Source organism: Shewanella sp. POL2 (assembly GCF_000282755.1).
Classification (GTDB): domain Bacteria; phylum Pseudomonadota; class Gammaproteobacteria; order Enterobacterales; family Shewanellaceae; genus Shewanella; species Shewanella xiamenensis.
Map to the genome: position 1 here is coordinate 1 of NZ_AKZL01000203.1, position 1013 is coordinate 1013.

The 1013-nt window shown below is 41.3% G+C and carries 1 protein-coding gene and 1 pseudogene; both read left to right on the forward strand.

The features are described from left to right. A partial coding sequence (locus tag SHEWPOL2_RS22055) for a DUF2238 domain-containing protein (RefSeq protein ID WP_037431861.1) occupies nucleotides 1-285 on the forward strand: 285 nt, incomplete at its 5' end. A gap of 365 nt (nucleotides 286-650) precedes the next feature. Further along, nucleotides 651-1013: pseudogene (locus tag SHEWPOL2_RS22060) on the forward strand (DNA-binding response regulator); the annotation flags it as partial.

Here is a 1013-nt window from a genome sequence, read left to right on the forward strand (position 1 = left end):
CTGGCCCGTGAGATTATGTTACGCAATCAAGCCGTCAAACCCGGCGCTTGGTGCGCTTTTTTGGTCACTTGTTTTGTGCTCGCGTTTAGTGCCTTTTATGAGCTTATTGAGTGGTGGGTGGCCGCTGCAACGGGCGAAGGTGCTGAGGCATTCTTAGGCACACAAGGTTATGTGTGGGATACTCAATCGGATATGTTTTTAGCCTTAATTGGGGCCATCGTGGCGCTACTCAGTTTATCCCGTGTGCAGGATAAGCAAATCACTAAACTCCTGACTCAAGCCTAATCGTAGTCTGAGAACATCCAATCCCCTTTGAATTAGATTCAAAGGGGATTTTTATTCTCAAAAATGTCATCTTCAGGTGTTAATTTTTTGTTTAAACTTTCGATTGATGTTTTCATAGACTAAGGTATAAAGATGAATGTGATCTCCATCTCATTTAGTATTTAATTGCTAGCAATTAAATACTATTTAGGGACTTAGTCGAATTTACTACATATAAATAGAGGTTATTAGTACATTTGGATGATGGCATTCATACGGTAACAAGTCAAAATGGGCTATGTTAATGAGATGTATGCTGAGATTTAAGCAGATTTCATTAAGCCGGATAAAAAGATAATGAAATACTTTTCAGGGAGAAGAGTAAATTGGGTACTATCAATGAGTTAGTATTTTTACATCAAGTGGCGGCGCCTTGTCATCTAGCGATACTTGCTGAATCTATCGGATTGAAAACACGGATCGTTAAACATGCCTCAGAGTTAGAGTTAGATTTAGACAAAGGGCATCGCAGCTTTTGTTTAATCGCCCAGAAAGGTGCGGCCTTAGACAATAAAGGGATCCCTTTGCTGGCATCTCGTCTTGTCCCCCATATTCCTGTGGCTCTGTATCAAGTTGAGCGCAATTCCTTAGATCAAGAGTCAGCTATGCTGCTTGGCATACGCGGACTACTGTTTACTGACCAGCGTATGGATTTGATGTTGACCGGATTGCGTAAAATGGTTGCCGAT